Origin of the sequence: Ferrimonas balearica DSM 9799 (assembly GCF_000148645.1) — a bacterium.
Classification (GTDB): Bacteria; Pseudomonadota; Gammaproteobacteria; order Enterobacterales; family Shewanellaceae; genus Ferrimonas; species Ferrimonas balearica.
In genome coordinates this window covers 183,905-210,675 of the sequence record NC_014541.1, presented here as the reverse complement: position 1 = coordinate 210,675, position 26,771 = coordinate 183,905, and the positions used below count along the sequence as shown (strand labels likewise).

Genomic DNA, 26,771 nt, shown 5'->3' with positions numbered 1-26,771 from the left:
AGGCGCACCCGTTATCCATCACCGCCGAGTCGTCAAAGTACGTAGACGAAGACGAACAGGCAGATCCACACCACATCCACAAAGTGCCAATACCAGCTGGTGGCCTGGAAACCGAAGTGGTTTTCCGGGGTGAAATGCCCTTTCAGAACCCGGAAGAACATCACGATCAACATGATGGTGCCCAGCGTCACGTGCATGCCGTGGAAGCCGGTCAGCAGAAAGAAGGTGTTGCCGTAGATGCCGGCGTCGAGGGTCAGCCCCATCTCGTTGTAGGCGTGGACGTACTCCTCAACCTGCAGAAACAGGAAAGCCGCGCCCAGCAGAATGGTCAGGCCCAGCCAGCCGGTCAGCACCTTGCGCTTGTTCTGCTCAAGTCCAACGTGAGCCACATGCAGCGTAACCGAGGAGATCACCAGGATGATGGTGTTGTAGAGCGGCAGGCCACTCCAGCCCATCGCCTGGGTCTGGGTACCGTCTGGCGTGGTTTCCAGCGGCCAGACCGCTTCAAACGCTGGCCACAGCACCTCACTGGTCATGGCGTTGTTACCCGCCCCGCCCAGCCAGGGGATGGCCACCATCCGGGCGTAAAACAGCGCGCCGAAGAAGGCGGCAAAGAACATCACTTCGGAGAAGATAAACCAGCTCATCCCCTGTCGGAACGAGCGGTCCATCTGGCGTGAATAGAGCCCGGACATCGACTCATCAATCACATTGCGGAACCAGCCCACCATCATAAACAGGATGACGGCGATGCCGGCCAGCAGCACATAGCCGCCCATGCCGCCCCCTTTGGACAGGCTGGCCACATAGTTGCCAGCCCCCAGGGCAATCAGGAACAGCCCTACCGCACCGACAATGGGCCAGGGGCTCTGGGCCGGTACGTAATAACGTTCGTGTTGACTCATTTTGGTCTCCTTACCCGCGCTCACTCACCTTGTCGGTGATGTTGTAGAGCGTGTATGAGAGGGTCACGGTCTGGATCTCCGGTGGCAGTTCCGGGTCCAGGTAAAACAGCAGGCCCAGCTCGGCTTCTTCGCCGGCCGCCAGGGGTTGCTGGTTGAAGCAGAAGCATTCGACCTTGGAGAAATAGAGCGCCCCCAGGCCAGGACTGACCGAGGGGATGGCCTGACCCACCGTGGCTTCAGCCGACAGGTTACGGGCATAAAACGCCACCTGTCGGCTTTCGCCGGGGTGCACCTTCAGCCGGTTCACCACCGGCTTGAACTCCCAGGGCATGTCGCCCTGAACCCGGGCGATAAACTCCACCGTCACCACCCGTTGTTCATCCACCGTTCGGCTTTGTGCCGCTACTTCACCGGAGGTTTTGCCATTGATGCCGGTGATCTCGCAGAACACGTCATACAGCGGCACCAGGGCAAAACCGAAGCCGAACATCCCGACCACCACCCCAATCAGGGTGGTGATCAGACGGCGATTTTCCTGCGCATTCGCCATGGCAGCCTCAGGCGACCTTGGGCGGGGTGTCGAAGGTGTGCAGCGGCGCCGGTGACGGCACCGTCCACTCCAGCCCCTCGGCCCCATCCCAGGGTTTGGCCGCGGCTTTTTCGCCGCCGCGAATGCACTTGATCACCAGCGCCAGGAAGATCAGCTGCGACAGGCCAAAGGCAAAGCCGCCGATGGAGACCACCTGGTTGATGTCAGCAAACTGCAGCCCGTAATCCGGGATCCGGCGCGGCATCCCCGCCAGCCCCAGGAAGTGCATCGGGAAGAACAGCACGTTGACCGAGATGATGGAGGTCCAGAAATGCCAGCGTGCCAGGGTTTCCGAGTACATGTGTCCGGTCCATTTCGGCAGCCAGTAGTACGCCGCCGCCATGATGGAGAACACCGCGCCGGTCACCAGCACATAGTGGAAGTGGGCCACCACGAAGTAGGTGTCGTGGTACTGGAAGTCCACCGGCGTGATGGCCAGCATCAGCCCGGACAGTCCGCCAATGGTGAACAGCACGATAAAGGCCAGGGAGAACAGCATGGGGGCTTCGAAGCTGATGGAGCCACGCCACAGGGTGGCCACCCAGTTAAACACCTTCACCCCGGTGGGCACCGAGATCAGCATGGTGCAGTACATAAAGAACAGTTCCGCCGCCACCGGCATCCCGGTGGTGAACATATGGTGGGCCCAGACGATAAAGGAGAGCCCGGCAATGGAGGCGGTGGCGTACACCATCGAGGCGTAGCCAAACAGCTTCTTGCGGGAGAACGCCGGGACGATGGCGGAGATCACCCCGAACGCCGGCAGAATCATGATGTACACCTCGGGGTGGCCGAAGAACCAAAAGATGTGCTGGAACATCACCGGATCACCACCGCCGGCGGCATCAAAGAAGCTGGTGCCGAAGTACTTGTCGGTCAGCACCATGGTGACCACACCGGCCAACACCGGCATCACCGCAATCAGCAGGAAGGCGGTGATCAGCCAGGTCCAGACAAACAGCGGCAGCTTCATCCAGGTCATGCCCGGGGCACGCAGGTTCACGATGGTCACGATCACGTTGATGGCGCCCATGATCGAGCTGATCCCCATGATGTGAACCGAGAACACGAACAGCGCGGTGGAATCGCCACTGAAGGTGGTCGACAGCGGGGCGTAGAAGGTCCAGCCGAAGGCCGGGCCGCCGCCCTCCATAAACAGGCTGCCCAGCAACAGGGCAAAGGCGAACGGCAGGATCCAGAAACTCCAGTTGTTCATCCGCGGCAGCGCCATGTCCGGTGCCCCAATCATCATCGGGATCATCCAGTTGGCCAGGCCGGTAAAGGCGGGCATCACCGCGCCGAATACCATGATCAGGCCATGCACCGTGGTCATCTGGTTAAAGAAGTGCGGGTCCACCAGCTGCATGCCGGGCTGGAACAGCTCGGCCCGGATCACCATCGCCATGGCACCACCGGTCAGGAACATGATGAAACTGAACCAGAGGTACAGCGTCCCAATCTCTTTGTGGTTGGTGGTCAGCAGCCAGCGCTTGATCCCCGTTGGGTGGGGATGGTGGTCATCATGACCGTGGTGTTCTTCCTCAATAACGCCGGGGCGTTCCAGCTCATCGACGGGCCGGTCGGTTACGACAGTATTCATTCCCTAAACTCTCCTGCTACTGGCCGAGGGCCTTGGCCACTTCCGCGGTTTGCACCACGTCACCGGTCTGGTTGTCCCAGGCGTTACGCTGGAAGGTGACTACCGCCGCCAACTCTTTCAGGGTCAGCTGGCTGGCAAACGCCTGCATAGCGGTGCCGGGCTTGCCGTGCACCACAATGTCGACGTGGGCATCAACAGGGCCGGTGGCAACCGGGCTGCCACTGATGGCGGGGAAGACCCCCTGCAGGCCCATGCCATTGGGCTGATGGCAGGCGGCACAACGGCCGTTGTAGACCTGCTCCCCCAGGGCCATGGATTCCTCCAGAGTCAGGGTCTGGGCCAGGGAGTCCTGCTCCGCCTGAGCGGCCGCGGCGCTGGCCTGCTCCTGCTCTGCCAGCCACTGGTCAAACTCCGCTTCCGGCAGCACCTCTACCACCACCGGCATAAAGCCGTGGTCTTTGCCGCACAGCTCGGCGCACTGGCCACGGTAGGTACCGGGCTCATCCACCTTGGTCCAGGCCTCATTGATAAAGCCCGGGTTGGCGTCCTTCTTCACCGCAAACGCCGGCACCCACCAGGAGTGGATAACGTCGTCGGAGGTCAGCAGGAAACGCACTTTGCGGTTGGCAGGGATCACCAGGGGTTTGTCCACCTCCAGCAGGTAGTTTTCGCCCTTGGCTTCCGCGTTGGCGATCTGGTCAGCCGGGGTAGAAAGCAGGCTGTAGAACTCCACCTCATGGTTGAAGTACTTGTAGTGCCACTTCCACTGCGACCCGGTGACCTGGATGGTCAGATCCGCATCGGAGGGATCCTCCATCGCAATCAGGGTGCTGGTGGCGGGCACAGCCATGCCGATGAGGATCAGGAACGGAATCACCGTCCACAGGATCTCCACCTTGGTGCTTTCATGGAAATGCGCGGGTACCGCGCCTTTGGATTTGCGATGGCGGATCAGGGCCCAAATCATCACCCCGAAAACCACCGCCGCAATGGCGCAGCAGATGTAGAAAATGGTCATGTGCAGGCCGTAGACCTGCTGGCTGATCTCGGTCACTCCGGGCGTCATGTTCCAGAGCGAGGGATCCGCCATTGATGGCATCGCCACCAGAGTGGCCAAGCCACCCAACAGCTTGTACTTCACAAACGTTCTCCTCTGACTATTGCTTTCGCAATGTCCAGAGAAGAGCCATCACAGCACGGCTTTGCTCCATGTCAGCTCCCCTCCCCAAAAGGGCTCGGGCATACGCTTTCACTGCAAACGTAACGGCTGCCTTGCGGCCAGTGACACCAGTAAATTGTGATTATTCAGGCGCCAATATCACTCAACTTACAAGCAGACTTGACCTTGATCAAGATCACAAATCAATGAGCCAAAAGAGAAAGATCCATTCCCTCGTGCCACATCAGCGGGTAGTTCAAGGTGGGAATTTCGTCCAGTGGCAAGAGCGATTAGGGGGTAAAACAACAACGCCACCGGAATCGGTGGCGTTGCGGGCAGTCGCGGCAAGGGCGGGCATTAATGCAGGGCGCTGGGGATCTCCAACGGCGAACCCTGGCCCACTTCAAACAGGAAGGCGGGACAGTGGGCACGACGCGATACCAGCTCGAGTCGGCGGCGATCCCGGGCATCCAGCTGGGGCACCCAGGCCAGCGCCACCGCACAGGTGGTGCCGGACACCGCCTGTTCCAGCGCCCACTGGGCAGCAACGTCATCGTCGCAGCGCACCTGAAGCACCCGGCTCAGATCGACCCCGGCATCCGCCAGCACGGTTTTCCAGTCAAATGCCGGTGGGTTAATCAACAGCAGCCAACGCGGGGCGCGGCTGTAATCCGCCAGCTGCGGGGCCAGGCGGGCCAGCGCCAAACGGCCGGCATCATCACCCTGAGGGGCAGTCTGAACCTGTTGCCAGTCGAGGCCGGGTTGTTGCCACAGACCCGGATGTTCCCGTCGCACTCCCTGCCGCGTTTTCATTACTGCCATCCTCCGTTGCGAACCACGCCAACCGCCAGGCCTTCAATGGCCAGCGCGGTGTCTTCCAGATCCACGACAATCGGCTCGTACTCCGCGTTTTCCGCGTGCAGATACACCACGTTGCCGCGACGCTCGAACCGCTTGACGGTCACTTCATCTTCACCCACCCGGGCCACAACCACCTGACCATTGCGGGCATCCTGAGTCTGGTGCACTGCCAACAGGTCGCCGTCGAGGATGCCGATCTCCTTCATGGAGTCACCGCGCACCCGCAACAGGTAGTTGGCGGACGGACGGAACAGGTTGCCATCCATCTGGTAGTGGGTTTCCACATGCTCCTGAGCCAGAATCGGCTCACCGGCGGCCACCCGGCCAATCAGCGGCAGGCCCAACTGCTCCGGCTCCGGCTCGTTGTAGAGCAGACGGATGCCGCGGGAGGTACCAGGGACAATCTCAATAAAGCCTTTACGGGCCAGCGCCTTAAGGTGCTCTTCCGCCGCGTTGGCACTCTTAAAACCCAGCTGCCGGGCAATCTCGGCCCGGGTCGGGGGCATCCCGGTGTCCTGCATATGCTGGCGAACCAGATCGAACACCTGATTCTGGCGGGGCGTAAGTGGCTTCATCGCTGGCGCGCTCCTGGGGACTGGCTAAATCCCTGTTTATTCATACAGTAGATACTGTGAGTATATACAGCATGGTGATGAATTCAACAGGTCAACGCATAAAGTTATCCCTTTGTTCTGCCGATCATCTCCGACTGGAACCCCTGGTTTCCGCTCCGGCGCAGATCTGACCACCGTAACAGAAGCACAATCGACTCTGTCAGCGCTGCCAGTTATTGGCCTTTCGGTGTACACTCTGCCCCAATTCCGTTCGTCCAGAATAAGAAGCACACTTCGTGAGTCAGAACATATTCCCGGCGTGGCAACAACCACTCCGCTGGGCTCAGAAAGCCCTGGTGACCAGCAAAGCGGTCCCACAGGACCCCATCGCTGAGCTGGATCTCGACCCAAACCGTCCGCTGGTCTACGTGCTGCCCCAGGAGTCATTCTCTGACCGTCTGGCGCTGCACGAGTGCTGCGAAAAGCTGGGCCTGCCCAGCCCGTTCGAGCCTCTGGTGATCAAGGGCGAAACCGTCAGCCGCATCATTGCGCTGGAGCCAGCCCAACTGCTGTTCAGCCAGGGTCGCACCACCGATTTCAAAGCCCGTTTCGAGCGCCTGCTGTCGCTGCACCGCGAGCACGACGACCTGGATGTCCAGGTGGTGCCGGTCAGCCTGCTGTGGGGCCGTAACCCCGGCAAAGAGGAGGAGAGCGTCAAAGCGACCCTGCTCAACAAGAAGAACCCCACCTGGCTGCGTAAGACCTTTATCCTGGCGATGCTGGGGCGGGACAACTTTATCCGCTTCTCCCGGGCCGTCTCCTTGCGCCATATGGCCGACAACCACGGCACCGACGCCACCATCGCCAACAAGCTGGCCCGGGTAGCCCGGGTGCACTTTGGCCGCCAGCGCACCGTGGCCACCGGCCCGCGCCTGCCGGATCGTCAGGCACTGTTCCACGGTCTGCTCGCCTCCGAGGTGATCAAAGACGCCATCGCTGACGAAGCCAAGAGCAAAAAGATTTCGGAAGCCAAAGCCCGCGAGCGGGCGCTGGAGTATCTGGAGGAGATCTCCGCCGATTACTCCGACAGCCTGATGCGCATCGGTGATCGGGTCCTGACCTGGCTCTGGAACAAGCTCTACAGCGGCATCAATGTGCGCGGTGCTGAGCAGATCCGCCAGCTGTCCCAGGATGGCCACGAGATCGTGTTTGTGCCCTGCCACCGCAGCCATATGGACTACCTGCTGCTGTCCTACGTGATCTATCGTCAGGGCATGGTGCCGCCGCACATCGCCGCCGGGGTAAACCTTAACTTCTGGCCCGCCGGCCCGATCTTCCGTCGTGGCGGCGCGTTCTTTATCCGTCGCTCCTTTAAGGGCAACAAGCTCTACTCAGCGGTGTTCCGCGAGTACCTCGATCAGCTGTTTAAACGCGGCTACTCGGTAGAGTACTTCTGCGAAGGCGGGCGTTCTCGTACCGGCCGTCTGCTGCCGCCGAAAACCGGCATGATCGCCATGACCGTCAACAGCGTGCTGCGTGGTCTGGAGCGTCCGGTGACGCTGGTGCCGGTTTACCTGGGCTACGACCACGTGATGGAGGTGTCCACCTATCACAAGGAGCTGGCCGGTAAGAAGAAACAGAAAGAGAGCGCCTGGCAGGTGTTCTCCGCCATCCGTAACCTCAAGGATTACGGCCAGGGCTACGTGAACTTTGGTGCCCCCATCACCGTGCACCAATTCCTGAACGAGCATGCCCCGAGCTGGCGCACCGACACCGCCGACGGCGACTTGAAGCACGGCTGGATGACCCCCACCGTGAACAAGCTGGCCAACCAGTTGATGACCCGCATCAACGACGCGGCCGCCGCCTCCGCAATGACCCTGACCACCTCCATCCTGCTGGCCACTGAGCAGCACGCCATGCCGCGCCGGGCGCTGGAGAAGCAACTCGACTTCTACCTCGACCTGCTGCGGGCGGTGCCCTACACCCCGCTGGCCACCGCGCCGGAGGGGGATGGTGAGGCGGTGTTGAAGCAGGTGCTGGACCTCAACAAATTCGATGTCAGCGAAGACGCCATGGGTGAGATCGTTTCCATCCATGAGGGCAACGCCGTCACCATGACCTACTACCGCAACAACACTCTGCACCTGCTGGTGCTGCCTGGCCTGATGGCCAGCCTGTTGCTGCGCAAAGGCTGTATGACCCGCGACGCCATCCTGGATGAGATCCGCGCCCTCTACCCGCTGCTTGAGGCTGAGCTGTTTATGGGTCTGAGCAATGGCGAGCTGGATTGCTACCTCAACGCCCTGCTCAATGAGCTGGTGCGTCTGGAGATGGTTGAGGACTGCAAAGAGGGGCTGGTACCGCGCCAGAGCCGCCGCGCTGAGCTGTACAACCTGGCCAACCAGGTGCAGGAAACCCTGCAGCGTTACGCCATCGTTCTGTCCCGCCTGATGAAAGAGCCGGAGATTGAGCGTGGCACCCTGGAGAAAGAGAGCCAGGTACTGGCTGAGCGTCTGGCCCGTCTGCATGGCATCAGTGCGCCGGAGTTCTTTGATAAGAAGGGCTTCACCATACTGACCAACTGCCTGAAAGAGATGGGTTGCCTCGGTGATGATGCCGACCAGGACAAGGTGAAGGCACTGGCCAAAACCGTATTGGGCCTGATCCCCGCCTCCATCCACAGCAGCATCGTCAATAATGACTGAGCGGTGACTGACCACAACAGGGCGGGTTCACCCGCCCTTTTTTATTGACCACACCATGACGCAACCCAACGCCGTTCTCACCCTGCGGACCGAGCGCCTGGCCCTGGCCAGCAAGCCCTTTGCCGCCCGTGGCGCCACCGTGCCGCGCTGTCCGCGCTGCCAGATCGCGGTAGAGCATTGCTGCTGTGCCTGGGCCCGACCGGGCCAGAGTCACCTGCGCTTCTGCCTGCTGATGCACCATAAGGAACCGATGAAGCCGACCAATACCGGTCGCCTGATTGCGGAGATCCTGCCGGACACGGCCGCCTTCTGCTGGGATCGCACCGAGCCGGATCCAGCCCTGCTGACCCTGCTGGCTGACCCGCAATATCAACCGATGATCGTGTTCCCCGGCCAGTACAGCACCCCGGAGCGGGTGCACGAAACGATCGATGCGCCGAAGGGTAAAACCCCGCTGCTGATCCTGCTGGACGGCACCTGGAAGCAGGCACGACGGATGTTTCAGAGTGACTATCTGGCGGGCCTGCCGGTGCTCTCCATCACGCCGGAAGCCCTCAGCCGTTACAAGCTGCGCAGTGCCGCCCACGACCACCAGCTGGCTACCGCCGAAGTGGCGGCCCAGGTGCTGGCGATCGGGGGGGATCAACGCAACGCCCAGGTGCTGGACGCGTTCTTTCAGGTGTTCTCACAGCGCTACTACGCCGGCAAGCGGCAACTGCCGGTCACCGCCGATACGGAACCGTTCGCTTATCTGGAAAATCTGGTGGACTAGTTGGACTCGCGCAGGGCTTTGATCCGTTCATCGTGGTCAGGGTGACTGCGCAGCCAACCCGGCAACTCACTGCTCCCCTGTTCGGCCAGTCGCTCAAACATCACCGCCAGCTGGGCCGGATCCCCTCCGGCCCGGCGCAGCATCTCAGCGCCAAGCGCATCGGCCTCGCGCTCCATATCCCGGCTATAGCCACTCTCCAGCAGAATCCTCGGCAACTCGACCAGCGGGCCGGTGGCGGCACTGGCATCACCGGTCATCAGGGTCACCAGCAGCGCCCCGTAGGCGCCCTGCAGCACTCCGCGCAGTCCATGCCGCGCCTCCACATGCACCAACTCATGCGCCAGCACCCCAAGCCACTGATCGTCGTGGTCAGTCAGCGCCACTAGCTGGTCGAGTAACACAATGTCACCACTGGGCAGGGCAAAGGCGTTGGGCCCAATTTTTGGCGCACTGCGCAGGTGCAGACGGAAGTCTGAAGGGTTCAGCTCATTGGCGCGCAGCAAGCGGACAAACCCATCCCGGATCTGCTGCTGCCGGGCCAGTGGCAACTCGCTTCGGTCTAACGGCAACTCATACAGCGCCTGTTGTGACATCTCGTCGAGCAGGTCATCAGGAAGCGCTTCAGCGGTAGATTGCGCCAATGCCGGCACCCCGTATTGGTAGGCGCCAAACGCGCCGCCGATCACCAGCAGGGTGCCAATCAACACCGCCCGGCCACTGCGCTCCATCCGGTCCACCAGACGCAGGCCCTGGCGCCCCTGTCTCTGCATCAGTTGGTCCAGCGCCTCGTGCTGGTCACAGACAAAGCGCCAGCCATTGGCCAACACCAGGGTGCGCGGCATGCTGCCCAACCGCGCCGGTATGGTCAGTTCGGCCAGCTCAGCAAAGGGCTGGCCCTGCCCGTCACGATACAGCGCGCCATCCGCGGCCACCCGCAACACGCCGTGAGCGCTGCGACTCTGTTGACCATCCAACCACTGTCCACTCAGTTGCATCACAGCCCCAGCGCCAAATCGACGTCAAAAATCTCGCTGGCTTCGGCGCCCGCCGCGGCCAGCTCCTCCTCCTGCAGCGCCACCATCTCATCCAGTGCGGTGGCCGGTGCCACGCTCAGGGTTTCCGCCCGGTACTGGGCCCAGCGCACCTTGGCATAGGGGATAAACAGTCCGAGGGTCGCGATGATCGCCAACTGGTTACTGATCAGGATCCAGCTCATCCGCCACCACTGCAGGGTGGAGCTGAAGGTCAGCGATTCCAATTTGCTGTGGCGAAGTGCCAGCTCCATCAGGCCCGCTTTAAACAGCGGCCAGAACACCACAACCAACAGGTAGAACGGCGCCAGAACGGCCAGCACCATCAGCGGGTTGTTCTCCAGATCCATCAGCGTGCTCACCAGCCCCAGTCCGAAAAAGCCCGCAAACAGACACAGCAGAAACAGGGTGCCCGCCACCAGGCAGAACAGGTAGACCGGCCCGGCCGGCAGCGTCAGCTCAAACTGCTGCTTGCCGTACCAGTGATGGCCCACCACAAACTCTTTCTGCTTCGCCAGCAGGTAAGGCAACACCAGCCCCAGGGTCAAAGCTGTCAGGGGTGGCAACAGGAAGAACAGGATAAACACCTCAACCGCTGAGCCGGAGAAGCTGAAGTGGATGCCACGATACTCACTGTAGCGGGCGTTGAACATCAGCCCCCGGGTCATGGCCCAGGGCCAGAAGAACAGCATCACCAAACCCATGATGGCGCTCAGCATCGGATTCATGCCCGCAAACAGGTACGCCCCAAAGATAAGCAGTGCCAGAAGGCGGCCATAGAGGATCTTGAGGGGGTCTGCGGTGTAGGCAAAACGGTGGCCAGCCAGCTCAGTATGGCCGTACAGATACTGGCGGTTACGCACTTTAGCCCAGGGGGAGTAGAAGCCCAGCGTGATCAGGGTCAGCCCCAGGTTAACGATCCAGATCTTGAAGTACTCCGTGCCATGGCCATGAAAGCGGAAGGTGGTCGTCATTGCGCCGCCTCCAGCTGCAGCACCATCCCCTCACTGGCCACAATCCTTACCCGGGAACCGGCAGCCAACGGCTGCTCGGTGCGGGCCCGCCACAGGGTATCACCAACCTGGATCTTGCCCTCGCCAGGCAGCAGGTCGTGCTCCAGCACCAGCACCCGCCCCACCAACTGCGCAGCGCGATCATTCAGTTGCGGCTGCTCAGTGGCCTGGTTAAAGCGGCGGAAGCCGCGCCAGTAGATCACGGTGAACAGCACCGCGCTCAAGGCGAACACCATCAGCTGCAGCGACCAGCCCATCTCCGGCCAGATCCACATCAGCAACGACAACAGGATGCCCGCCGCTGCCGCCCCCAGCAGAAAACCGCCGGCGCCCAACGCCTCCAATCCCAGCAGGATCAGCCCCAGCACCAGCCAGTGCCAGGCTTCCAGCGCTTCCAGTACCGCCATCAGACGCTCCTTTTTCCGGTCTCTTTCAGCAACTCACTGATGCCGCCAACGGCGCCGATCAGGTTGCCCGCCTCCAGTGGCATCATCACCAGCTTGCTGTTTTCCGCCGAGGCCACCTCTTTAACGGCTTCCACGTACTTCTGCGCCACAAAATAGTTTATGGCCTGCATATCCCCTTCAGCGATCGCTTTGGACACCATGGTGGTGGCGGCCGCTTCCGCTTCGGCCAGACGCTCCCGCGCTTCCGCCTCACGCTTGGCCGCCTCGAGCTGACCTTCCGCTTTGAGGATGGCGGATTGCTTCTCGCCCTCCGCTACCTTAATGGCCGCTTCACGCTCCCCTTCCGCTTCCAGAATGGCGGCGCGCTTTTCCCGTTCCGCTTTCATCTGGCGGGCCATGGCGTCCACCAGGTCGCGGGGCGGGCTGATGTCCCGAATCTCGATGCGGGTGACTTTGACGCCCCAGGGATCGGTGGCTTCGTCCACCTTAATCAGCAGCTCAGCGTTGATGCGGTCGCGGTTGGAGAGCATCTCATCCAGCTCCATCGCCCCCAGCACCGCACGGATGTTGGTCATCACCAGGTTCTGCATCGCCAGTTCCAGGTTGTTCACCTCGTAAGAGGCGCGAACCGGGTCCTGCACCTGGTAGAAACAGACCGCATCGGTGGTGACCTGGGCGTTGTCTGCGGAGATCACCTCCTGCGGCATGATGTCGAGCACCTGCTCCATCATGTTCTGTTTCTTGCCGATGGTGTCCACCAGCGGCACGATCAGGTTCAGTCCGGGCGACAACGTGCGGGTGAACTTGCCAAACCGTTCCACCGTGTACTGGAACCCCTGCGGCACCATCTTGACCCCGGTGGCCACCAGAATCACCGCCAGGCCAACCAGCACCAGCGCGACAATTTCGCTACCAAACATCATCCACTCCCTAGAAAGATTGGTTATCAAATCGACTGTACCCCATTGATATCTAAACCAACAGCTTCAATGAATGGCCGATCTGCTACACTCGCCAAGCCGGCCACATGCCGGGTTGCCCATGTATGAGGACTTGCAATGAAAGCACGGATCTCGGTGATGGCAGCGCTGATCCTGATGGGTCTGACTGCCTGCAGCGAACAGAATAAAGAGGATCTTCAGGACGCGATGGACAAGGCTGCGGCCAAAGCCGAGCAGATGAAGGACGATGCCCAGCAAGCGGCCAATGACGCGCTGGATGAAGCCAAAGCACAGGCGGATGATGCCTACAACGACGCCAAGGACGCCGCCAACGACGCGTATGAAGACGCCAAAGGCGCGGCCCAGGACGCCGTCGATGAAGCCAAAGTGCAGGCCGAAGAGATGACCGAAGAGGCCAAGAAGGAAGCCGAGGAACTGCTGGAGAAGCAGTGATCCATCAAAAAGGGAGCGCTTTGGCGCTCCCTTTTTTCTCAGTCGAGGTTGAACAAGCGCTTCTTGTCCTCTTCCGACAGTTCATTCGCGGGCTTGGCATCCTGAATCTGTTCCGCCACCGCATAGGCTTTCTGCACCGCAGGTCGCGCATCGATCCGCGCCAGCCACGCCGCCATATTGGGGAACTGGCTCAGATCCTGGCCCTGCCCCTCCCAGAGTTTGGCCCAGGGGAAGATCGCCATATCCGCAATGGAATATTCGCCCGCCACGTACTCTTTGCCTTCCAGCTGCTTATCCAGCACCCCATACAACCGCGCCGTCTCTTTGATGTAGCGCTGCTGGGCGTAAGGGATCACCTCCGGGGCATAGTGATTGAAGTGGTGGTTCTGGCCCGCCATCGGTCCCAGCCCGCCCATCTGCCAGTACAGCCACTGCAGCACCTCCATCCGGGGGCGGGTCAGCTTCGGCAGAAACTGCCCCACTTTGTCCGCCAGGTATTCCAGAATGGCACCGGACTCAAACACCGACAGCGGTGCGCCACCGTCATTCGGGGCGTGGTCCACAATGGCCGGCATCCGGTTGTTGGGGGAGATCGCCAAAAACTCCGGCTTAAACTGGTCTCCGGCGCCGATATTGACCGGAATGATGCGGTACTCCAGTCCCGCCTCCTCCAGAAACAGGGTGATCTTGTGGCCATTGGGCGTGGGCCAGTAGTGCAAATCAATCATGCAGTGCTCCAAGCAGTTATGCCGTCGATTAGGGCTGAGCTTAAACGATGACGCCCCGGTTGACGATCACCTAAGCTCAAGGGGAAACCCGTTTCCAGTGGAGACCGGATGCCCCGCACTTTTGTCGCATTATTGGCACTGCTGATCAGTGCAATCGCCTCCGCCGAAGTGGTGGAGAAAGGCTTGTTTGCCAACGACAACCATGACGCGCCGCTGCTGCTGGCGTCTGAGCGGGTGCCCGCCAAGCTCGGCACCCTGTTCGGTTTTCGGTTCCTGCCGGAACCGGACTGGGACCAGAGCCGCCCCCTTCAGGTGGTGGTACAGCACCCGCCAATGCCCCCGTTGGGTCATGAAGCCAGCGGCTGGACCCAATACCTGCAACCGGGTCAGCCCAATACCGTGGTGTGGGAGTTTGAATTTCAGGAGGAGCTGCTGCCCGGGGAGTGGGTGATCTTTCTGATGCAGGATGACGAGCCCCTGTTTATGGAACGGTTCGAGGTGATTCTGCTGCCCGAGGCGCAGTTTCTCTGAGTTCAGCGCCCGCTTGACTCTCCCCTTGTGGGAGACTTTAGCCTGAACCTACCCCGTCTCCATGAGAGTGCAGTGATGACTACCCAACTGCGAATCGAAGGCGCGCGATGCGCCTCCTGCGTCAGCAAAATTGAAGCGGCGTTAACGCCGATCGCCGGCGTCAGTGGTGTTCAGGTCAATCTGGCGGACCAGAGTGTTGAGGTGACCGGCGAAGCTGAGCCCGCCCACCTTATCCGTGCCCTGGATGCCATCGGCTACCCTGCCCAACTTCAGGTGGAAAACCGGGAGACCATTGCCGTCCCGGGGATGCGCTGTGCCGGCTGCGTCAGCAAGATTGAAGGCGCTCTCCGTGCTCTGCCCGGCATGGCTCAGGTGCAGGTCAACCTGGCAGAGAAAACCGTTCTGCTCACCGGCCATTACGACTTAGCCAACGCATTGGAGGCATTGGCGTCCATCGGTTACCCCGGCGAGCTTCAGGAAACGGACCCGACCGAAGCGGACGCCGAGCACCTCACCGGCTTTCGGCAGCAGATGATGCAAAGCGCGCTGGCCCTGACATTGGGCTTACTGATGATGGTGTGGGGCTGGGTCGATGGCATGACGGTCGAGAGTTGGACCGATCAGTGGCTTTGGGGCAGTGCCGGGGCCTTGACCCTGGTGATGATGATTTATGCCGGAGGCCACTACTTCCGGGGCGCCTGGCAAGCGCTGAAGCATGGCAGCGCCACCATGGACACCTTGATTGCCCTCGGCACCGGCACCGCCTGGCTGTTCAGTATGGGGGTCGTCCTGATGCCGGAAGCGTTTCCGGCCGCCAGCCGCCACCTCTACTTTGAAGCCTCCGCCATGATCATCGGCCTGATTAACCTCGGCCAGGCGCTGGAGCATCGGGCCAAAAGCAAAACCAACACCGCACTGCGTCAGTTGATGGCGCTGCGCCCGAAAACCGCCCGGGTGATTCGGGATGGTGAAGAGCAGGACATCCCCATTCGTCTGGTTCAGGCTGGCGACCAGTTGCGGCTGCGCCCCGGCGAACAGGTGCCCGTCGATGGGGTTGTGCTGGAGGGCCGCTCATTGGTGGACGAATCGATGCTCACCGGCGAGCCGATGCCGGTAGAGAAAGTCCCCGGCGGTGATCTCAGCGCAGGCACCCTGAACAAACAGGGCAGCCTGATCATGAGCGCGCAGCGGGTTGGCGCCGATACCGCCCTGGCTCAGATCATCGAGCTGGTGCGTCACGCTCAAAGCAGCAAGCTCCCCATCGCCAATCTGGCTAATCGCATCTCTGCGGTGTTTGTGCCTGCCGTGGTTGTGATCGCGCTGCTCAGCGCCACCGTCTGGTTCCTGTGGGGGCCGGACCCGCGCCTGAGCCACGCACTGGTGGTGCTGACCACGGTGCTGATCATCGCCTGCCCCTGTGCACTGGGATTGGCGACCCCAATGTCGGTGATTAACGGTGTGGGCAAGGCCGCGCAACTGGGGTTGCTGGTGCGGGAGGGAAGCGCCCTGCAAACCGCCACCGACCTCACTGCGCTGGTGGTCGACAAAACCGGCACCCTGACCGAAGGGCGCCCTTCGGTCACTGACCAAATTCCGGTACCCGGCATCGAATCCCCTCGCCTGCTGATCCAGGCAGCGGCGCTGGAACAAGGCTCGGAACACCCTCTGGCGGAGGCCATTCTGCGGGCCGCCCAGAAGGAGAAGCTGCCCCCACTCGATGCGTTCGAGGCCCACACCGGATTGGGTGTGGAGGGACAGGTCGACGGCCAGCATCTTATCCTGGGCAACCATGCCATGATGACCCAATGGCAAGTGGATACCCGGCCTCTGGACGCCGAGGTTGCACGACTGGCCAGTGAGGGAAAAACCCCGGTTTATCTGGCGGCAGAAGGTCAGCTTCAAGGGGTGCTGGCGATCGCTGACCCGATCCGCGAAGACGCCGGAAGCGCCATCGAACGGCTGCACAGACAGGGCATCAAAGTGGTGATGCTGACCGGGGATCACCCGGATACGGCGGCCGCCGTAGCCCGCCAGCTGGGCATCGACCAGTTCGAAGCGCAGATGCGTCCGGAAGATAAGGTGCGGATACTGACGTCGCTGCAGCAATCCGGTGACAAGGTCGCCATGGCCGGTGACGGCATCAATGATGCCCCGGCGCTGGCCCAGGCGGATGTTGGCTTTGCCATTGGCTCCGGTACCGACATCGCCAAAGCCTCGGCTGACATCATCCTGATCCGCTCCTCACTGCATGGCGTTGCCGATGCCATCGCCCTGTCCAGGGCGACACTGCGCAACATCAAGCAGAATCTGTTTGGCGCCTTTATCTACAACAGCCTGGGGATCCCCATCGCAGCCGGGGTGCTCTACCCCCTGACGGGCACCCTGCTCAACCCGGTGGTGGCAGGCGCTGCCATGGCGCTCTCTTCGCTGACGGTGGTCACCAACGCCAACCGGTTGCGCTGGTTTACGCCGCGCCGCTAATGGTCACCGCTCCGGGTGACACTCAAGAGAAAAAAGATGGGCACATTGACCCATCTTTTTTCAATTTGGCGCTTGAGTCTCCCGTTGGAGGAGAGCTTAAGCTTGCCACCATGATGACAACTTCCACTCGGCGCTGGCCCCACACTTTGCTGCTTCTGCTGCTGACACTGACGCTCAGTATCGGCCAGGTGATGGCATCGTCAGCCAACGGTTTCAGCCATACCGAATCACAGGCGACGATGCTGTGCGATCACCCTATGGGTGAAAGCGGTATGGCTGACTGTACCGGGTGGGACAACCAGTGCGCCGATCCACACTGCCACGTGGTTTGTCCGGCGTTGCCCGTCTCCAGTGCCCACACTCAATGGGGACCGGTAAGCCAACCGATCAACACCGTGGTTCCGGCGGTACCGGATGCGCCACAGGCACTCCCCTGGGTGATCCCCATCGTTTGACTCCAACCTCAATCCGGCCCAATGGCCTCTGAATTTTATTGAATTGATTGGAGTACACCTTATGAAAACCCTGACCGCAATTGCCGCAACCCTGACCCTGTTCGCCTCTCTGTCCCAGGCCGCCGAGATCCAGCTGGATCGCAACCTGACTCTGCTCTCCCACAATGGCGAGGCGCACACCCAATATGGTGGCGAACTTGACCTGGCAGCGGGCAAGCAGGTGCTGGAACTGCGCTACAATGCCATCTTTCAACTGAGCGCCGAAGACCATGAAAGCGTGCTTTCCCCCGCGTTTTATCTGGTGTTTGATGCCTCGGATGAGGGGCAGTACCAGCTAAGCTGGCCAGAGGTGAATACCCTGAGCGATGCCAAAAAGCGGGCGGCTGAGCCGGTGGTGACGCTCAGCAATGCAGAGGGCGACGCGATCCCGTTTGAGCTGCAAAGCCACGACCAGCTCATCTACCAACTGCTGCTCAGCCAGACCCGTTAACTGGCCTGAATGGCACGGCATTCAGGGCCCCGACTGACTCGGGGCCCTGTCTTGTCTGAGCCGGGTCCGGCGGATACACTCAAAATCCCATTCAGGAGGAATGCGACGGGATGACACGAAGTCTTTCACCCATTATCCAGACACGGCGCTGGCACCGACTGCTGATGTGGGTCATCGGCCTGCAGATGGTGATTTGGGCCATCAGTGGCAGCTACTTCGCGCTGATGAACATCCACTTTATCCATGGCGACCACCTGGTCACGCCTCCCGCACGCGCCCTGAGTGCGGAATCCTACCGGGTGCCATTTAACGACCTCCGTGCCCGCTATCCCGACGCCACCGGATTCAGCCTGACCCGGATTGCCGAACAACCGGTGATTCAGATGACGATTCAGGGCCAACTGCGGTTGCTGGATCCGCAAACCGGAGCGCTCTTACCGCCGGTTTCTGAGTCCCTGGCCAAGCGGATTGGCCAACAGGCTTACCAGGGCAGTGGCACACTCTCAGCGGCCCCCCTGCTGACCGACACCGCCCCCTCCGAACTGAGCCCCCGACACCTTCCGGCCTGGCGCCTCGATTATGACGACTGGGGCCAAACCAGCCTCTATATTTCGCAACTCAGTGGCGAACTGGTGACGAAACGCCACCGATACTGGCGTTGGTTCGATCAGCTCTGGTATCTGCACATTCTCGATTACGACGATGGGGAAGACCTCAACAACCTGCTGCTGCGCACCGCCGCCTGTTTGGCTCTGGCCGGTACGCTCAGTGGCGCGCTGTTGTTATGGTTCCGGCTCAGGAGGCGGTCATGATGCGTTGGCATAAGTGGGCCGCCCTGGCGGTGGGCCTGCAGATGATGGTCTGGATTGGAACCGGCCTCTATTTCAACCTGGTGGATCACCAGCGCATTGGCGGTCATCAGTACCATCAGCAAGCCGCGGAGCCGACCTGGTCGCTGACTCAACTGGTCGATCCCACTCCGCTGCTGGAACAATACGCGCCAGTGATCCGGCTGACGCTGGTTGATCGGGCCGGCCACCCCTATTACCAGCTGGAGCATCAGCGCCAGCTCTACCGCCGCCAGGCGCAAACGCTGACGCTGGTCGATGCCATCCGCGGCGATGCGGTGACGGTTGACCGGGCGATGGCCAGTGCCGTTGCCCGCGCCAGTTACCGTGGCCCCGGTGCCGTCAGTGAGATCACCGCCCTGCCTCCCCACAGCGCCGAGCTGCCCAAAGAGGAGAACCCGGCCTGGCGGGTCGCCTTTGCGGATGACCTGGCCACGGTGGTGTTTGTTGAGGCCCGAAGCGGGCGGCTGATTGGGCACCAAAACCGCCACAGCCGGGAAGCGGCACTGATGCTGAAACTGCACTTTATGGATTACGCCAACACCGGCGGCTTTAACCACCCTCTGATGTGGACGTTTGCCCTGTTCAGCCTGGCGCTCTCCCTGAGCGGGCTGACCCTGCTTATCCGCCGACTCGGGAGCAACCTGAGCCATTGGCGCGCGCGCCGGGTGACCCTGCACACCCCCGCAGGGGCCCAGAAACTGCGCCTGGCGCCACGTCAGTCTGTATTGGAAGGGATGCAGCGTGAGGGTCTTGCGGTTCGCTCTGAGTGCGGTGGCGGTGGCAGTTGTGGGCGATGCCGGATCCGTCTGGAACCGGGCTCGCCCATCTCCGCTGCCGAGCAACGCTTTCTCAGTCAACGCCACCTTGAGCAGGGCTGGCGACTGGCCTGCCAGCAATATGGCGACTAGTTCGGGCCGGTGGGCAGGGTCATGCCCCGGATCCAGGTGGTGAGGCTTAATGCCACGCCCAGCGCCCCAAGCAGCAACAGCGCCGGTGGAATCACGGTGCCAAGCAGCGCCTCCTGATCGGTAAAGGTCGCCACCATATCGGCCACAATAAGCCCCAGGTAGGGCAACCAGAACAGTGCACTCAGCCAACCGGGCAAGCGCCAGTCCGCCAGCCAGTTGGTCTCCTCGTCACTCTCCTCACTGGCTTCGCTGCTGAGCGCCCAGCGGGTGACACCAACGGTCTCCCCATCCAGACGAAACACCACGCCAAGGCGGCCATCCCAGAGATTCTGAATCGACACTTCCACCTCAAATGGCCGCCCATCCAACACCAGTTGATGCAAGGTGGTAAAGCGCCAACTCAAGGTGTTGCTGACCTCTTCACCATCGATCAGCACCCGCTCGCGGCCGCTCCACATGCTGACTTCCACTTTCACATCATGGCCGGCGATCTCACGCTGTATCTCAATCGGTCCCATCTTCCTCTCCCTGCTCAAACTCCAGAATGTCACCAGGCTGGCAACCCAACGCATCGCAAATCGCTTCCAGCGTGCTGAACCGGATCGCTTTGGCGCGCCCCGCTTTCAGCACACTGAGGTTTTGGGGTGTGATGCCAATCTGCGCCGCCAGCTCGTTCAACTTCATCTTGCGCTTAGCCAGCATCACATCCAGATGGATGACAATCGGCATCAGATGGTCAGCTCCTGCTCCGCGTTCATCTCGCTGCCCAGCTTTTGCAGCCCGGCCATCAGGTGCAACAGGCCCGCCAGTACCACTACCGGCCAATCCACCAGCATCACAAACTTCAGGAAAGTGATGTCCATGGCCAGTTCCGGCTGGACTGCCGAGATGACGATCAACCCACAGGGCTTCACCAGAAACGCCGCCAACAACCCCAGCCGCGCCAGCATCACCATCATCTGGCGGCAGGCCACACTGAATAAGCGCATCTGGCCCACCTGCTTCACCAGCCGAATCGCCAGGGTCAGCAGCATCAACCCCAGGGTCAGGTGATAAAGCTGAGTAAAGGCCATCAGCGCCAACGCCACATCGCCGTCCCCCAGGCTGCGATAAAGCTCCATTGCGGACAGGGCCAGCAACATCAGGCCAAGCACCCGGGCCATCACCAGGGAAATCACCATTCGGCTCTGCACGTTCTGCAGGTACTTCGCCATCACTTGCATTGCTTTCACCTCCGTATGCATCAGTGGTTAAAGTATCGCCAGTCACCAACGAAGATCAACATACTTTTACCGTTTAACGATATCTTTTTACTTTTTATGGTGATTTTTACATGAAAAGGTTCTTCACGGATTAGCGGGGAGATAAGACAGAGGCGAGTTCTCCAAGAAAATACCTTTTCATGGCCTTTGCTCGCCTTGAAGGACTGATGCTGTTTCCGAATAAGAATGAGCACCCAGCCATCACGGCGCAGCCGTCCACCAAATGCCGACTCGCGGCGCTGAGCGGGAGCGACTGGGAGTGAAGCCGAGGGCCAGGGATGGCCCGAGTGCCAGTCGAGCAGGGGTGAACGCCGAAAGGCGTGAACGCGGAGCCATGGAGGGCGAAGCCGGACTTTTGAAAAGGGCATGGAAAGCCCTTTTCATAAAGCGAGTCTGGCCAGTGCTGAACGGGAAGGAGTGGGAGCGAAGGGCTTTCGCCGCGCCGGAGGCAAAGGGGAGTCCAGAGGGGCAACGCCCTTCTGGTGCCCGCCGGGGCATCCCGGCAACGGCTCGGTAGCTGGCAACGGGCCCGGGGCCCAAATTCCCACGCTCATATGCGATGAACCACAAAAAAGCGGGCCCGAAGGCCCGCAAAGATGCACCGTGAAAACGCGTTATCCGCCGCAACGATGGGTGTTGTGATGCCCACCACCTTCACCGCTCTCGATGATGACAACACCGCCATCCCGATAGAGGGCAAAGTCGCCGTCGGCGGCTTCATTGCTGTCCGGTTGGTCCAGATGGCCCAGGCAGGTGTAACCCACCTGATAACGGCCGGCGGGCAGGAAGCCGACCCCAAACACCCAATCCCCGTTGTGGTCCTGATGCACCCAGCTGGTGGCCAGTGGGGCAACCTGACCGTCAGCGGCTGCTGGCGCGATATCATCCATCTGCGCCAGAGTGGTGCCATCCGGATACAGGTAAGCGGCATGGACAAATTGGCTGTCCGGCCCGGCCAGCGACGCGTTGTCGGCCTCGCAATCGGCTATCCAGCTGGCGTCCACGGTGCCCTTGAGGTGCCCCATGGTGTCGTTGTCCACCCAGCGCATGCCATGATGCTCTAACGCGTAGTGCTCTCCGTTGTGGTGCAGACCCTGGCGCAAGTCCATCTCCAGGGTGAAGTTATGGTGCAGCCCTTCATGGATGGTCACTTCGCCAAGGTCAAAGTATGGGTGGTCGCCATGCAGGGGGTGCCGCCCCTCGCCATCATCCACGTAGGAGCCATGGTCGCCCGTGCCGGGTGTCCAATGCAGCCGAAGCTGGTAGCGGCCCGGCTCAAGTTGGTGTTGATGCAGCAGTGGATAGGCGTCGTCGCCCTGATAGGCCAGCATATCGACCCGATGGTGGCTCATGTCCAGCACAATGGGGTCGCCCCCACCATGATGCCCCCCCATGTGCCCTCCGGGGGTCAGTTCGAGGCTGTGCATCTGCAAAATCAGGTGAGAAACGCCGTCGGCAGGTGCATCCGACAGACCTATCGATAACCCCTCAGCGGGCGTCGGCTCTGGTGACGGCGCAGGCGAATCGCCATCACCGCCGCCACATCCCGCCAACAACACTGCCATTAACCACATTGCGCGTTTCATTCTTCCCCCCATAAACTTTTGCTGCTTATCCTATTGACTGTAGAAGCCCACCCCATGGCAGCTTTGATCGTGATCAACCGGTCACCAATAATCGATATTATTTCCAGATTCGCTGATGTCCCTGCCAAGGCTCATATCCGTTGTCCATAAAAAAACGGGACCATGAGGTCCCGTTTTTGTTTAGTGATGGCCGCTATGACCACCCTGTCCAGGTGCTTCTATGGCACCGCCATCCATCGGCTTAAGCTGCATGGTGGTGATGCAGGTGCGGCTGTCCTCAAAGGTGGGCAGCACCTCTTTCGCTTCCAGCATGCCGTACTTGGGATGGTCAAAGTGGAAGGTGAAGGCCAGTTGGCGCTGAGCCGGCACCCAGAAATCGATAAAGCCATCGTGTTGGGTGGTGATCATCTTATTGATGACCTCCTCACCACTGTCCACATCCACGGCACTGACGTGCATCGGCTGGCCAATCAGCTCACCGGTGCAGCCGGTGGGCACGTGGTTGCCGCAGGGATGGGTAAAGGTCGCCCAGGGGGCGATTGAGAGGTAGAACTCCCCGTTCGGAATGGCAACATCCGCTTCGGTGCCATCAGAAAACGTGGCATTCACCCGGTCAGGATGAACCCGAACCACAATCCCATCGTTGTTTTTGTACCACTGGTGTCCCTGCAGTACTGCCGCCTTATGGTCGAGTGCCGAAAAGGCCTCGGCTTGTTTGGCGGTTTCACTCTGTCCACAGGCGCTCAGCCCCAGAACCAAAAGGGCGGTCAGCGTCAGTTTCTTCATCGGTTACTCCTTACAACAGGGGGCATTGGCCGTCTTACCGGATTCACCACAAAGGGAGTCCAAGATCGGGCATTCCGGTGTGTTGCCTCCCTGGCATTGGTTCACCAATCCATTCAGTCGGGCTTCCAGTGCCTGCAGTTGTGCAATCTTTTCCCTCACCAGGGCGAGCTGGTCCACCGCCAGCGCTTTCACCTGGGCGGCGGTGCGATCAGAGCGGCTTTGCAGCGAGAGCAGCTCAGCGCACTGTTCCAGGCTGAACCCCAACGCTTTACTGCGGGCAACAAAGCGCAGTTGCTCCAGCTGTGCCGCGGAATAGGCGCGATAGCCGTTGTCGCCCCGCTGAGCCACCACCAGACCAATGTCGTGGTAGTAGCGTATCGCCTTGACGCTCAAGCCGGTTTCTCGTGCAACCTGTCCGATTTTCATCGTGCAGTCCTCCACAAAGGGTGGCGGCATAACGCCGCCGCGCCGGTGCAGATCTTCAGGGTTAGGCAGCCTCAAATCTGCACCAGCAAACTCAGACGGGCCGGGCCATGCCCGGCACCGTCACTCAGGCATCGGCTTTGGCCAATCCCCGACGGTAGATCAACAGGTAGATGGCCGGGATCACGAACAGCGACAGCAACGGAGCCGTCACCATGCCACCCACCATGGGTGCCGCGATCTTCTGCATCACCTCGTTACCGGTACCGCTGCCCCACATGATCGGCAGCAGACCAAAGAAGATGGTGGCCACGGTCATCGCCTTGGGCCGGATCCGCATCACCGCCCCTTCAATCAGGGCGTCTTTCAGATCCTGCTCATGGCGCATCAGGCCCTTCTTCTCATGGGCTTTGATGGTGTTGTTCAGATACACCTGCATCACCACACCAAACTCTGCGGCCACCCCCGCCAGGGCGATCATCCCCACGGCCACGGCCACGGAGAGGTTGTAGCCCAGACCAAACAGCAGCCAGGCAGACCCCACCAGAGCAAACGGCAGGCTGAGCATGATGATGCTGGCCTGAACCACCGAGCCAAAGGTCATCATCAGCAGCAGGAAAATCACCGCCAGCATCATCGGGATCACCATCTCCATCTTGGCTTCCACCCGCTGCATGTACTCGTACTGACCGGCAAAGCTGACGGAGTAGCGAGGCGGCAGTTGCAGCTGCTGGTTCATCGCTTCACGAGCCTGGGTGATGTACTCACCGATGGAGAGGACACTGCTGTCGATGTCCACGAATACCCAGGAGATCAGACGGCCATTCTCGCTCGCCAGCATCGGGGCACCATCCCGGATGGAGAGGTCCGCCAGAGTTTGCAGCGGGACATACTTGCCGGTTTTGGTCAGCACCGGCAGGTTACGCAGCTTCTCGATGTCGTCACGCAACTCACGGGGGTAGCGGATATTGATGGGATAGCGCTCCTGACCTTGGATCGATTCCCCCATGGTCATGCCGCCAATCGCCATCTGAACTACGTCCTGCACGTCTCTCAGCGTCATGCCGTAACGGGCCGCCACGGTCAGCTTGGGGTCGATATCCAGATAGCGGCCACCGCCGGTCCGTTGGGCAAACGCGGAGGTGGTGCCCGGCAGCGGGGCCAGAATCGCTTCCACTTCGGCGCCGATGCGCTGCAGCTCTTCCACGTCCGCGCCGGAGATCTTCACCCCCACCGGCGTTCGCACGCCGGTGGAGAGCATGTCGATGCGGGTTTTGATCGGCTGCACCCAGGCATTGGTGATCCCCGGCACTTTTACGGTGCGCTGCAGATCCGCAATGATCCCTTCCATCGTCTGCCCCTCGCGCCACTCAGAGCGGGGCTTGAGCATGATGGTGGTTTCCAGCATGGTCAGCGGTGCCGGGTCGGTCGCGGTGTCCGCCCGTCCCACTTTGCCGAACACTCTGGCCACTTCCGGGATGGTTTTGATCAGTCGATCGGTCTGCTGCAGGATCTCCCCCGCCTTACCGGCACTCACCCCCGGCAGCGTGGTGGGCATGTAGAGCAGGTCGCCCTCCTCCAGCTCCGGCATAAACTCGGAACCCATCTTGCTCATCGGGTAGTAGGCGCTGGCCAGAGCCACCACGGCCAACATCAGAGTGACCTTGGGGAAGCGCAGCACCAGCTTCAGTACCGGCTGATAAAGCGCGATCAGGAAGCGGCTGATGGGGTTTTTCTGCTCATCCGGGATCTTGCCCCGCACAAAGTAGCCCATCAAAACCGGGATCAGGGTGATCGCCAGGATGGCCGAGGCCGCCATGGCAAAGGTTTTGGTGTAGGCCAACGGGTGGAACAGACGCCCCTCCTGAGCCTCCAGCGCAAACACCGGAATAAAGCTCAGGGTGATGATCAACAGGCTGAAGAACAGCGCAGGCCCAACTTCGACCGCCGCTTCCTTGATCAACTGCCAGTGGGCATCGCCTTCCGGCGCCTTGCCGTGCTCCTCCCGGTAGTGCTCCAGGTGTTTGTGGGCGTTCTCCACCATCACAATGGCCGCGTCCACCACCGCACCAATGGCGATGGCGATGCCGCCGAGGCTCATGATGTTGGCGTTCACCCCCATCCAGCCCATTACAATGAAGCTGGCCAGAATCGACAACGGCAGGGTGATCACCGCCACCAGCGTGGAGCGGGCATGCAGCAGGAACACCAGGCACACCAGCGCCACCACCACCATCTCCTCAATCACCTTGTTCTTGAGGTTGTCCACGGCGTTCAGGATCAGCTGGGAACGGTCATAGGTGATCACCAGCTCCACCCCTTCGGGCAGACCGGATTCAATCTCAGCGAGTTTGGCTTTGACGTTGTCGATGGTGGCCAGGGCGTTCTCGCCATAGCGCATCACCACGATGCCGCCCACCACTTCACCCTGGCCATCCAGTTCGGCAATGCCACGGCGGGCCGCCGGGCCGGTGCGCAGCTGGGCCACGTCCTTCATCAGTACCGGCGTGCCGGACTCGGACACGATGCCCAGTGGGATCTCCTCAAAATCCTGGAGGGTCTGGCGGTAGCCGGACGCGGTGATCATGTACTCCGCTTCCGCCATCTCGATCACTGAGCCACCCACGGAGGCGTTGGCGTTATCGAGGGCTTGCTTCACCGCCATCAGGTCAAGCTGATAGAGCGCCAGTTTGTGGGGATCCACCACAATCTGATACGCCTTTTCCATGCCACCGACGGTCGCCACTTCGGAGACACCGGCGACGCTCTGCAGCTCCAGCTTGATAAACCAATCCTGCAGCGAGCGCAGCTGGGCCAGGTCCTGGTGGCCGGTGCGATCCACCAGCGCATACTGGAACACCCAGCCCACACCGGAGGCGTCCGGCCCCAGAGAGGGGGTGACGCCCGGGGGCAGTTGCCCCTGGATCTGGGACAGGTACTCCAACACCCGCGAGCGGGCCCAGTAGATGTCGGTACCATCTTCAAAGATGACGTAAACGAAGCTGTCCCCAAACATGGAGAAGCCACGCACGGTCTGCGCGCCGGGCACCGCCAGCATGGCGGTAGAGAGCGGATAGGTGATCTGGTCTTCCACCAACTGAGGCGCCTGCCCCGGGTAGGCGGTTTTGATGATCACCTGCACATCGGACAGGTCCGGCAGCGCGTCCAGCGGTGTGGTGCGCATCGCCTGCCAGCCATAGATGGCCAACACCGCGGTGATGACCAGCACCATCGCCCGCTGACGCAGGGAGGCGCTGATGATTTTCTCTAACATCGT

Annotated in this window: 26 protein-coding genes and 1 pseudogene; 9 read left to right on the top strand and 18 right to left on the bottom strand. The window is 61.0% G+C overall.

The features are described 5' to 3' along the window. Positions 1 to 32: 32 nt before the first annotated feature. The 6 genes and pseudogenes from FBAL_RS00975 to lexA form a co-directional block, all read right to left on the bottom strand. The gene (locus FBAL_RS00975) at positions 33 to 905 is read right to left on the bottom strand and encodes a cytochrome c oxidase subunit 3 (RefSeq protein WP_013343708.1); all 873 of its coding nucleotides are present in this window, start codon (positions 903 to 905) and stop codon (positions 33 to 35) included. A gap of 10 nt (positions 906 to 915) precedes the next feature. After that, entirely contained in the window at positions 916 to 1,455 is a 540-nt protein-coding gene (locus FBAL_RS00970; protein ID WP_013343707.1) for a cytochrome c oxidase assembly protein, read from the bottom strand. Between the two features lie 7 nt (positions 1,456 to 1,462). Next, positions 1,463 to 3,094, bottom strand: coding sequence for a cytochrome c oxidase subunit I (gene ctaD / locus FBAL_RS00965; RefSeq protein WP_013343706.1), 1,632 nt, complete (start codon positions 3,092 to 3,094; stop codon positions 1,463 to 1,465). Between the two features lie 37 nt (positions 3,095 to 3,131). Then, positions 3,132 to 4,193 (bottom strand): annotated as a pseudogene (gene coxB, locus FBAL_RS00960) (cytochrome c oxidase subunit II); the annotation flags it as partial. A gap of 417 nt (positions 4,194 to 4,610) precedes the next feature. After that, a complete protein-coding gene (locus tag FBAL_RS00955) occupies positions 4,611 to 5,066 on the bottom strand; it encodes a hypothetical protein (protein WP_013343704.1) in 456 nt (151 codons plus the stop codon). Next, on the bottom strand, positions 5,066 to 5,689 hold the full coding sequence (gene lexA, locus FBAL_RS00950; RefSeq protein ID WP_013343703.1) for a transcriptional repressor LexA: 624 nt from the start codon (positions 5,687 to 5,689) through the stop codon (positions 5,066 to 5,068). Before lexA ends, FBAL_RS00955 begins: the two co-directional genes overlap by 1 nt. A gap of 275 nt (positions 5,690 to 5,964) precedes the next feature. On the opposite strand from lexA, the gene plsB reads away from it, so the two are divergent. Together plsB and FBAL_RS00940 are read left to right on the top strand one after the other, a co-directional pair. Continuing rightward, entirely contained in the window at positions 5,965 to 8,376 is a 2,412-nt protein-coding gene (plsB, locus tag FBAL_RS00945) for a glycerol-3-phosphate 1-O-acyltransferase PlsB (RefSeq protein WP_013343702.1), read from the top strand. Positions 8,377 to 8,431: 55 nt separating this feature from the next. Continuing rightward, positions 8,432 to 9,148 carry a tRNA-uridine aminocarboxypropyltransferase gene (locus FBAL_RS00940; protein ID WP_013343701.1) on the top strand — a complete coding sequence of 239 codons (717 nt, stop codon included), beginning with the start codon at positions 8,432 to 8,434 and terminating at the stop codon, positions 9,146 to 9,148. Here FBAL_RS00940 and FBAL_RS00935 read toward each other — a convergent pair. From FBAL_RS00935 to FBAL_RS00920, 4 genes are read right to left on the bottom strand one after another with little or no spacing between them, the layout of a single operon-like run. After that, a complete protein-coding gene (locus FBAL_RS00935) occupies positions 9,145 to 10,143 on the bottom strand; it encodes a M48 family metallopeptidase (RefSeq protein WP_013343700.1) in 999 nt (332 codons plus the stop codon). The two genes, FBAL_RS00940 and FBAL_RS00935, sit on opposite strands and share 4 nt — an antisense overlap. Then, a complete protein-coding gene (locus FBAL_RS00930; RefSeq protein WP_013343699.1) occupies positions 10,143 to 11,153 on the bottom strand; it encodes a YjgN family protein in 1,011 nt (336 codons plus the stop codon). Before FBAL_RS00930 ends, FBAL_RS00935 begins: the two co-directional genes overlap by 1 nt. Further along, complete coding sequence (locus FBAL_RS00925) at positions 11,150 to 11,599, bottom strand: NfeD family protein (RefSeq protein WP_013343698.1); 450 nt, start codon at positions 11,597 to 11,599, stop codon at positions 11,150 to 11,152. The genes FBAL_RS00930 and FBAL_RS00925 overlap by 4 nt, the downstream gene beginning before the upstream one ends. Continuing rightward, the gene (locus tag FBAL_RS00920) at positions 11,599 to 12,522 is read right to left on the bottom strand and encodes an SPFH domain-containing protein (protein ID WP_245544366.1); all 924 of its coding nucleotides are present in this window, start codon (positions 12,520 to 12,522) and stop codon (positions 11,599 to 11,601) included. Before FBAL_RS00920 ends, FBAL_RS00925 begins: the two co-directional genes overlap by 1 nt. A 135-nt stretch (positions 12,523 to 12,657) precedes the next feature. Between FBAL_RS00920 and FBAL_RS00915 the strand changes: the two genes are divergently transcribed. Further along, positions 12,658 to 12,993 (top strand): late embryogenesis abundant protein, encoded by a 336-nt coding sequence (locus FBAL_RS00915; protein WP_013343696.1) that lies wholly within the window; start codon positions 12,658 to 12,660, stop codon positions 12,991 to 12,993. 38 nt (positions 12,994 to 13,031) lie between these two features. Here FBAL_RS00915 and FBAL_RS00910 read toward each other — a convergent pair whose 3' ends face one another. Then, a complete protein-coding gene (locus FBAL_RS00910; RefSeq protein ID WP_013343695.1) occupies positions 13,032 to 13,721 on the bottom strand; it encodes a glutathione S-transferase N-terminal domain-containing protein in 690 nt (229 codons plus the stop codon). A gap of 108 nt (positions 13,722 to 13,829) precedes the next feature. Here FBAL_RS00910 and FBAL_RS00905 point away from each other — a divergent pair, with 108 nt between their 5' ends. The 6 genes from FBAL_RS00905 to FBAL_RS00880 all read left to right on the top strand — a co-directional run bounded on the left by FBAL_RS00905 (position 13,830) and on the right by FBAL_RS00880 (position 19,437). Further along, on the top strand, positions 13,830 to 14,252 hold the full coding sequence (locus tag FBAL_RS00905; protein WP_013343694.1) for a DUF3859 domain-containing protein: 423 nt from the start codon (positions 13,830 to 13,832) through the stop codon (positions 14,250 to 14,252). A 75-nt stretch (positions 14,253 to 14,327) separates the two neighbouring features. Further along, positions 14,328 to 16,733 carry a heavy metal translocating P-type ATPase gene (locus FBAL_RS00900; RefSeq protein ID WP_013343693.1) on the top strand — a complete coding sequence of 802 codons (2,406 nt, stop codon included), beginning with the start codon at positions 14,328 to 14,330 and terminating at the stop codon, positions 16,731 to 16,733. 110 nt (positions 16,734 to 16,843) lie between these two features. After that, positions 16,844 to 17,188 carry a hypothetical protein gene (locus FBAL_RS00895; protein WP_148226691.1) on the top strand — a complete coding sequence of 115 codons (345 nt, stop codon included), beginning with the start codon at positions 16,844 to 16,846 and terminating at the stop codon, positions 17,186 to 17,188. A gap of 61 nt (positions 17,189 to 17,249) precedes the next feature. Continuing rightward, entirely contained in the window at positions 17,250 to 17,678 is a 429-nt protein-coding gene (locus FBAL_RS00890) for a DUF2057 family protein (RefSeq protein WP_013343692.1), read from the top strand. A 110-nt stretch (positions 17,679 to 17,788) separates the two neighbouring features. Next, the gene (locus FBAL_RS00885; protein ID WP_013343691.1) at positions 17,789 to 18,490 is read left to right on the top strand and encodes a hypothetical protein; all 702 of its coding nucleotides are present in this window, start codon (positions 17,789 to 17,791) and stop codon (positions 18,488 to 18,490) included. After that, a complete protein-coding gene (locus tag FBAL_RS00880; RefSeq protein ID WP_013343690.1) occupies positions 18,487 to 19,437 on the top strand; it encodes a 2Fe-2S iron-sulfur cluster-binding protein in 951 nt (316 codons plus the stop codon). Before FBAL_RS00885 ends, FBAL_RS00880 begins: the two co-directional genes overlap by 4 nt. Here FBAL_RS00880 and FBAL_RS19450 read toward each other — a convergent pair. The 7 genes from FBAL_RS19450 to FBAL_RS00845 all read right to left on the bottom strand — a co-directional run bounded on the left by FBAL_RS19450 (position 19,434) and on the right by FBAL_RS00845 (position 26,768). Continuing rightward, positions 19,434 to 19,955 carry a hypothetical protein gene (locus FBAL_RS19450; protein ID WP_013343689.1) on the bottom strand — a complete coding sequence of 174 codons (522 nt, stop codon included), beginning with the start codon at positions 19,953 to 19,955 and terminating at the stop codon, positions 19,434 to 19,436. The genes FBAL_RS00880 and FBAL_RS19450 overlap by 4 nt on opposite strands. Beyond that, positions 19,942 to 20,166 (bottom strand): helix-turn-helix domain-containing protein, encoded by a 225-nt coding sequence (locus tag FBAL_RS00870; RefSeq protein ID WP_013343688.1) that lies wholly within the window; start codon positions 20,164 to 20,166, stop codon positions 19,942 to 19,944. Before FBAL_RS00870 ends, FBAL_RS19450 begins: the two co-directional genes overlap by 14 nt. Then, positions 20,166 to 20,660: a hypothetical protein gene (locus FBAL_RS00865; RefSeq protein ID WP_013343687.1), complete on the bottom strand. Its 495-nt coding sequence runs from the start codon at positions 20,658 to 20,660 to the stop codon at positions 20,166 to 20,168. The genes FBAL_RS00870 and FBAL_RS00865 overlap by 1 nt, the downstream gene beginning before the upstream one ends. Before the next feature lie 653 nt (positions 20,661 to 21,313). Further along, positions 21,314 to 22,285, bottom strand: coding sequence for a DUF4382 domain-containing protein (locus tag FBAL_RS00860; RefSeq protein ID WP_171814243.1), 972 nt, complete (start codon positions 22,283 to 22,285; stop codon positions 21,314 to 21,316). Positions 22,286 to 22,465: 180 nt separating this feature from the next. Continuing rightward, positions 22,466 to 23,071 carry a CueP family metal-binding protein gene (locus FBAL_RS00855; RefSeq protein ID WP_013343685.1) on the bottom strand — a complete coding sequence of 202 codons (606 nt, stop codon included), beginning with the start codon at positions 23,069 to 23,071 and terminating at the stop codon, positions 22,466 to 22,468. A gap of 3 nt (positions 23,072 to 23,074) precedes the next feature. Then, a complete protein-coding gene (locus tag FBAL_RS00850; RefSeq protein ID WP_013343684.1) occupies positions 23,075 to 23,497 on the bottom strand; it encodes a MerR family DNA-binding protein in 423 nt (140 codons plus the stop codon). 124 nt (positions 23,498 to 23,621) lie between these two features. Beyond that, a complete protein-coding gene (locus FBAL_RS00845) occupies positions 23,622 to 26,768 on the bottom strand; it encodes an efflux RND transporter permease subunit (protein ID WP_013343683.1) in 3,147 nt (1,048 codons plus the stop codon). Between the last annotated feature and the right edge of the window lie 3 nt (positions 26,769 to 26,771).